The sequence below is a fragment of the Mycobacterium sp. 1245801.1 genome, from assembly GCF_001673055.1.
Taxonomy (GTDB): Bacteria; Actinomycetota; Actinomycetes; order Mycobacteriales; family Mycobacteriaceae; genus Mycobacterium; species Mycobacterium europaeum_A.
Genome location: NZ_LZKY01000217.1, coordinates 82,820 through 89,627, shown reverse-complemented (window position 1 = coordinate 89,627; position 6,808 = coordinate 82,820). Strand labels below are relative to the sequence as shown.

The window sequence follows — 6,808 nt, the reverse complement described above, 5'->3', positions numbered from 1 at the left end:
ATGCCCAGCTCGGCGGCCTTGGCGATCAACTCGGGCGGGTAGGTGGCCGCCTCGTCGGCGTCGTGTGCGGCGGGCCGCAGCACTTCCTCGGCGAACTCGTCGAGGGTCTCGACGATCATCTTCTGTTCGTCGTCCGGCGTCAGATCGAAGTAGTCCTTGCCGCTGGACTTGAGCCGGGTCGGCCCGCCGCGCAGGTTCTGAATTCGCTTGAATTCCCGGGACGAGGTGGCGGCGGTGGAGAAGACCGTCTTGGTGCCGTAGCGCAGCGCGCGGTTGAGCGGGTCACGCAGCCGGTATTTGTCCAGGAATTCCTGCCCGACGAGCGGGGTGATCAGCGCGATGGCGATGTCGACGCCGGTGCGCTTGTGGGGTTGTAGCCCGACGGCGGATTTGTGGTCGCGTCGTTTGACGCGGGAGCGGGCGGATGTCTGTTGAGAACCGGAACCGGTCATTTTCGGCAGCCTCAGGTCGTTGGGCGATGCGGATAGCGCCGATCTTACTCCGGAGTAAGTTCACGGAGAACACTTGTTAACTAATTCACAGCGAGGCTGTCGAGCACCTGCTGCTGCAACAGGCCGTTGGTGGCCACGGCGCTGCCGTGATGTGGCCCGGCGGTGCCGTCCAGGGCCGTCAGCGTCCCGCCCGCTTCGCGCACCAGGATGTCGAGCGCCGCGAGGTCCCACACGGACACTTCGGGTTCTGCGGCGATGTCGACGGCGCCTTCGGCGAGTAGGCAATAGGACAGAAAGTCGCCGAAGGCGCGCACCCGCCAGACGGCGTCGGTCAGCGCGATGAATCGATCCCGCACATCCAGCTGCGCCCACCCGGACAGGCTGGAGAACGAGAGGCTCGCCGAATTCAGTTGTGCCACTAAGGAAACCGAGAGTCGGCGCGCGGGCGCACCGTTGACCGCGACGAAGGCGCCCTGGGCGTGCGCGGCCCACCACCGGCGTTGCAGCGCCGGGGCGCTCACGGCGCCGACGACGGGGATGCCGTCTTGGAGCAATGCGACCAGGGTGGCCCACACCGGCACCCCGCGGACGAAGTTCTTGGTGCCGTCGATCGGGTCGATGATCCACTGACGTCCGGTGAAGGTGGTGTCGCCGCCGAACTCCTCACCGACGATGCTGTCGTCGGGCCGTTCGCGCGCGAGCACCTCGCGCAGCTCGGTTTCGACCGCGCGATCGGCGTCCGTCACCGGCGTCAGGTCGGGTTTTGTGTCGACGCGCAGGTCCAGCGCGCCGAATCGGGCGGAGGTCAGCGCGTCTGCGCGGTCGGCCAGCGTCAGTGCCAGCGCCAGATCGTCCTGGCTGTTGTGCACGCTCCTCCTCATCGCTTCACTTCGGATCGTCGCCGGCGCGACTCATGACGCAGTCTTATCACGGTCCTACCATGGCGTCGTGTGGGAATTCGGACTGCTGCTTTTGCTGGTGGCCATCTTGGGGGTGTTTCTCGTCCAGCGGTTCGTCCCGCGCGGCCCGCGAGGTGAGCTGCTCAGCGGCACGCTGCTGGTCACCGGGATCAGCCCCCGCCCCGATGCCACCGGCGAACAATTCGTCACCATCGCCGGCGTGATCAACGGTCCCACCGTCAACGAACACGCGGTGTATCAGCGCATGGCCGTCGACGTGAACCAGTGGCCGACCATCGGCCAGCTGTTTCCCGTGGTGTATTCGCCGAGGAATCCGGACAACTGGAAATTCGCCCCCGCGGTCCCGCCGCCCGCGCCGCCGCAGCCGCCCGCCGGCTGAGCGTCCGTCATCCGGCCGCGGGTGGGCGCGTCATCACCGTGATCCGCCTGCCGTAGCGGGGGACCACAAGCGCCGCCCGGCGGACCGTCCCGCCCGGAAGCCCGGGTATGCCCGGCGTGGATCCGGTTGGGGTCACCAGCTCGGTCGCCGTCAGGTCGGCCAGGCCGCTGCCCGGCGCTGCCGCGGCGGGATTGCCGGCCGCGGTCGTCCAGCCGGCCGGCACGGACATCGGGCCGATCCGTCCGGCCCGCGATAGCACCGCGTCGACGTTGCCCAGGCCCGAGGTGGCAGCGCTGAGTGCGGGCGCCTTGGGCAGTGCGACCGGGGCGGCCGCGAGGTTCGGCAAGATGCCTAAGTTCTTGTCGGCCTGGATGATTCCGGCGGTAGTGCCCTCGGTGGTGAAAATGGATCTGAACGTGGTCTGGGCGCCCTGGATGGTGTCGAGGATCCGGAAGAGTTGCGACGACGAATTGGAAGTCGGGGAGTTCACCACCACCACCTGCGAACCCGAGTTCGTGCCCGAGTTCGAGGCATCGGCGGCGGCTTTGACGACGGCGTCCTGCTGTGCCGCCACCCCGTCGGTAGTGGTGGTCCGTCGCGGGGAGGAGAACGGCGAGAACTGGGCTGCCGCAGTCGAACTGGCGGAATAGCCGTACATCGCGGCGGCATCCTGAGCCCAGTATTCGGCGTATTGGGCTTCGGTGGCCGCGATGGCCGCGGTGTTCTGGCCGAAGAAGTTCGTTGCCACCAGGGTCGCCAATTGGGTGCGATTGGCGGCGACCACCGGCGGGGGCACGGTCATGGCATGCGCCAGCTCGTAGGCCGCTGCGGCGGCCCGGGCCTGCGTTGCCGTCTGCTGAGCAAGTTCGGCGGTCATATACAGCCACGCGACGTAGGGGGCGGCACCGGCCGCCATCGCCTGGGCTGCGGGGCCGTGCCAGTACACACCCGTCAGACCGGACAGCACCGATTCGTACACCGCGGCCGTGACGCCCAGCTCGGCCGCGAGCGAATCCCAGCCTCCTGCGGCGGCCAACAGCGAGGCCGACCCGGGACCTGCGTACATCCGGCCGGAGTTCACCTCCGGCGGGAGAAAGCCGAATTCCATGTCTTACAGCTCTAAAGGCTGCGTGAAGCGAAACTGCTTGCGGCGGAGGATTTCTCCTATGACCGGCGGCAGTCGGCGGGTTGGCGGCACGTCACCCGGCGGCCGGCGGGCGTGGCATCACGGTGAGCCGCACGCCGTAGCGGGGCGGCGCACCCGTGCCGGCGGACCGGGCGGCACCGCCGCCGGGCATGCCCGGGTAGCCGGGATATCCGGACGCGATCGGCTCTTCGGTTCCCGGCAGCGTGGTGAAGCCGGCGGGTTCCAAAGGCGAGATGTGGGTGCTCGTGGGCGCGGCCCAGCTTGCGGGCACCGACATCGGCCCGATCGTGCCGGCGTGCGAGAGGGTCGCGGTGACGTTGCCCAGCCCACCGCCCAGGCCCGAGGCGGCGGCGCGCAGTGCCGGCGCCGCGAGGGCGGGAGCGACATTGGCCGCGGCCGCACCGGGCTTGGCCAGAATGCCCAGATTGTTCTCCGCGCCGATGATGCCGGACACGAACTGCTCCATGTTGTACGGAGCGCTGAAGCCGAGGCCCGTCCCCTGGATGGCGTCGAGGACCCGGAAGGCGTTATTGCCCGAGTTCGTTGTCGACGCATCAAGGTAGTAGTTATTCACCGTCCCAGACGGGTCGTTCAGTGCCGAAAGCGTCTGCGCGGCGGCCTTGTTCACGCTGGAATTGGTGTTGGCCGCGGCCACGGCGGCGTTCTGGTCACTCACCCCGGAGTCGGTGGTGGACTTGTTTGCGGTGCCGAAGCGCGGCAACTGCGTCGTCGCCGCCCTCGACGACACCGAGTAGCCGGCCATCGCGGCGGCGTCCTGCGCCCAGAAATCGGCGTACTGTGCCTCGGTGTCGGCGATGGCCGCGGTGTTCTGGCCCACGATGTTCGTCGCCACCAGCGACGCCACCAGCGTGCGGTTGGCGGCGATCACCGGCGGCGGCACGGTCATCGCATACGCCTGCTCATAGGCCGCCGCGGCCGTCCGCGCCTGCATGGCCGTCTGCTTCGTCTGTTCGGCGGTCGCCCGCAGCCAGCCCACGTAGCGGGCGGCCGCGTACGCCATCGACTCGGCGGCGGCGCCGCGCCATTGCAGGTCCAGGCCCGCGAGCACCGACTCGTAGGACTCGGCGGTGGAGGCCAGTTCGGCCGACAGCGCGTCCCAGCTTCCGGCGGCGGCCAACAGCGAGGCCAATCCGGGTCCGGTGTACATCCGGGCGGAGTTGATTTCGGGTGGAAAGAAAGCCCAATCCATGGGTGATACGTCCCCTCAATGTGCGGTTTTCGGACAAACGCCACCGGCGCCGGCGCTCGCCGCATCGGCGTGTTTTTCGGATCTATGGGCCGCTCCCGCGATTCGCTCGGCCGGTCGGCGAAGCTCACCCCCGTCAGATGAGAGGGCGGCCCGGCGCGTTGACACCACGCCCGTTCGGGCGGGCGGCGTGGTGCTTACCGGGATGGCGGAGAGTGCGCGCAGGGCATCACGAAAGACCTTCGGGGGTTCGGGCCCTATAAAAGTCGCAGGTGCCGCCGATGCTTGCGGGGTTTTGCCTATTTCACGGCTGGGACCAGGCAGAATTCAGCTTCTGTTCACCGATTGTTCATTTTTTGTTCACCATGGGCAGCGCCTAACTTGACGTCTGTTGAACAACGAAAGTATTTGATGTGCTTGGTATCTGGTCGCGGCGTGGTTCGTCACGCGCGTTGGCTGAGGGTTGTCGACCACTTCCTGCAGCGTCTCGGGATGCCGCAGGAACGGCGTGATGATGCCGACCGGTAGCGGGGAGACGACGGTCGAGTTCTGATCCGCCCCCAACTCCAGCAGCGTCTGCACGTACCGCGGCTGCAGCGACGCCGGACTCTCGGACAGGGTCGGCGGCTTCGCGCAGTTCCTCGGACGCCTGCAGCTCCCCGCGGCCGTTGATGACCTTCGCGGGAATTTCGACGCCTTGATCTCCACGACGCGCACTTGCACACCCCAGATTCCGTTTCACCGGCCGAGCCATAGGGTCCAATGGCATCAATTCGAGGACCAATGCCTCTGGGGGAGCGGGGTTTACGGGCAATAACCTCGTGGGTGAACGGTGTAGAAATCACCTTCTTCCGCTCGATGAAGGAAGCCGCGATGGGCAACATGTATCAAGCTCCCGCAATTCTGGTAGGCGTTGACGGGTCCAGGGCGGCGATACAAGCGGCACTCTGGGCGATCGATGAGGCGGTCAGCCGCGACATCCCCCTGCGACTGGTCTATGTCATCGACCCGCACGATGCTTCGGGCGCGCGCGCCATCGATACCCGCTTCGCCGTCGCTCGTGCGGCGCTGGCCGACGCCCGTCGGGCCGTCGACGCCGTCGGCGAGCCGGTCAAGGTGGAAACCGATATCCTCTCGGGCCGAACGGTTTCCAAGCTCCTCGAGGAATCGCGGTCGGCGGTCATGATCTGCATCGGACGGATCGGGCTCAACCATGCCCGCCACGGCGGACCCGCGGTTGCGGCGTGCCTGATCCGCTCGGCGCTGTGTCCGGTCGCCGTGATCCAAGGGTCGACTGCCGCGCAGGTCAGCGGCGTGGTGGTCGAAGCAGACAACGGCAAGGTGCTGCGGCACGCCTTCGACGAGGCGCGACTGCGCGAAACGCCGCTGCGGGCGCTGTCGGTGGCGCAGGGCTCCGACGCGCGTGGCACCAGACCCGGAAAGCCTTCGGTGCAAGCGCATTTGGATCGCCCGCTGGCGCCGTGGAGGCGGTTGTATCCCGACGTGCAGGCCGTGCCGGCGATCGTGGCCGGCGGTGTGGACCGGTACCTGCGTGCCCAGCACGAAGCGGCCCAGCTGGTGGTCGCGGACTCCTATCGGGCCGAGGAGTTGTGCCATGCGGGTCACTCGGTGCTCGCGATACGGTGCGGCAACCTGTAACTGGGGTCAGACCCACCCGTGTGACCTGAAACATACTGCCCCGCAGCGGTCGTCGCGGTCGCCGGCGCACCCGAACGCGAAATTTTCCTCCCCGGGTATCCCCGTCGCCGTCGAGGGACTTATGGCCCTGTCGCGCAGCCACCCCGCAGGACAAGATGGTGTTACCGTAAGTCGGAGGAAGATGGAGGAGTCGCCGTGAGCCGGCTGACGACGGCCGGGGCGGGTGCAGACCTGGTCGACCGTGCCGATGTGGAGGCCCTACTGCGCCGTTTCTACGCGCGGGCGTTGGATGACGAGGTCCTGGCCGAGCCGTTCGCCGGGTTGCGGGCCACCGGGCTTGAGGCCCACGTTCCGACGATGTGCGACTTCTGGGAGACCGTGCTGTTCCGGGAAGGGCTCTATCGCGGCAGCGCGTTACAGGCGCACCGCGAGATCCACGCGCGTGCCCCGCTGTCGGATCGTCACTTCCGTCGCTGGCTCACGCTGTGGCACAACACCGTTGATGAGATGTATCGCGGTCCGGCCGCCGATCGGGCGAAGGTTCAGGCCGGGCGGATCGCCTGGGCCATGCACCGCCGACTCACCGGAGCGGAGGCGCCTGAGCTTCTCGTCACGCAACCGGCTCGTGACGGTCAGGCTCCGGACCGAACCGGAAATTGCGGCCGGTGACCTCGGTCGGGGTGATGCGCACGTAGTGCGGTTTGAGCGTCGCCGTCCACGGCAACAACTGCGCGCGCTCGGCGCGTTGAATGTCCGCGTCGGTCTTCAGCAAGCGCGCGCGGCCGCGCACGATGACGCTCCAGCCTTCGATGACGTTGTGATCGTCGACCTCGAAGACCACCGCGTGATTGGCCACCGCCGAGAACAGTTTGGTGCCCTCCGCGGTGCGGAACAGCACGGTGCGGTCCTGCGCGACGAAGTTGACGGGGAAGATCTCGGGCTCGCCGGCGAAGTTGGTGACCAGCCGGCCCAGCGCGACACTGCCCAACAGCTTCCAGTTCTCGTCCTCGGAGAGCACGGTCACTGGTTGGTCGTTACCCACCC

The 6,808-nt window shown here is 67.7% G+C and carries 8 protein-coding genes and 1 pseudogene; 3 read left to right on the top strand and 6 right to left on the bottom strand.

Translation table 11 applies throughout. The features are described 5' to 3' along the window. Window positions 1-452, bottom strand: a 452-nt coding sequence (locus tag A5622_RS14335) for an acyl-CoA dehydrogenase family protein (protein WP_197505141.1), incomplete at its 3' end; no start/stop codon positions are given. Between the two features lie 80 nt (window positions 453-532). Further along, the gene (gene hisN, locus A5622_RS14330; protein ID WP_066879268.1) at window positions 533-1,333 is read right to left on the bottom strand and encodes a histidinol-phosphatase; all 801 of its coding nucleotides are present in this window, start codon (window positions 1,331-1,333) and stop codon (window positions 533-535) included. 67 nt (window positions 1,334-1,400) lie between these two features. Here hisN and A5622_RS14325 point away from each other — a divergent pair, with 67 nt between their 5' ends. Continuing rightward, window positions 1,401-1,751 (top strand): hypothetical protein, encoded by a 351-nt coding sequence (locus A5622_RS14325; RefSeq protein WP_066865197.1) that lies wholly within the window; start codon window positions 1,401-1,403, stop codon window positions 1,749-1,751. A 7-nt stretch (window positions 1,752-1,758) separates the two neighbouring features. Here the strand turns inward: A5622_RS14325 and A5622_RS14320 are convergent, their stop codons facing one another. The 3 genes and pseudogenes from A5622_RS14320 to A5622_RS28290 all read right to left on the bottom strand — a co-directional run. Continuing rightward, entirely contained in the window at window positions 1,759-2,859 is a 1,101-nt protein-coding gene (locus tag A5622_RS14320) for a PPE family protein (RefSeq protein ID WP_066865194.1), read from the bottom strand. 91 nt (window positions 2,860-2,950) lie between these two features. Further along, on the bottom strand, window positions 2,951-4,108 hold the full coding sequence (locus A5622_RS14315) for a PPE family protein (RefSeq protein WP_066879266.1): 1,158 nt from the start codon (window positions 4,106-4,108) through the stop codon (window positions 2,951-2,953). A 459-nt stretch (window positions 4,109-4,567) separates the two neighbouring features. Then, window positions 4,568-4,834, bottom strand: a pseudogene (locus A5622_RS28290) (slipin family protein); the annotation flags it as partial. A gap of 144 nt (window positions 4,835-4,978) precedes the next feature. On the opposite strand from A5622_RS28290, the gene A5622_RS14310 reads away from it, so the two are divergent. Together A5622_RS14310 and A5622_RS14305 are read left to right on the top strand one after the other, a co-directional pair. Next, entirely contained in the window at window positions 4,979-5,764 is a 786-nt protein-coding gene (locus A5622_RS14310; protein WP_066879297.1) for a universal stress protein, read from the top strand. Between the two features lie 204 nt (window positions 5,765-5,968). Beyond that, window positions 5,969-6,433 carry a group III truncated hemoglobin gene (locus A5622_RS14305; protein WP_066879295.1) on the top strand — a complete coding sequence of 155 codons (465 nt, stop codon included), beginning with the start codon at window positions 5,969-5,971 and terminating at the stop codon, window positions 6,431-6,433. Here the strand turns inward: A5622_RS14305 and A5622_RS14300 are convergent. Beyond that, window positions 6,375-6,806: a pyridoxamine 5'-phosphate oxidase family protein gene (locus A5622_RS14300; RefSeq protein ID WP_066865185.1), complete on the bottom strand. Its 432-nt coding sequence runs from the start codon at window positions 6,804-6,806 to the stop codon at window positions 6,375-6,377. The genes A5622_RS14305 and A5622_RS14300 overlap by 59 nt on opposite strands. Between the last annotated feature and the right edge of the window lie 2 nt (window positions 6,807-6,808).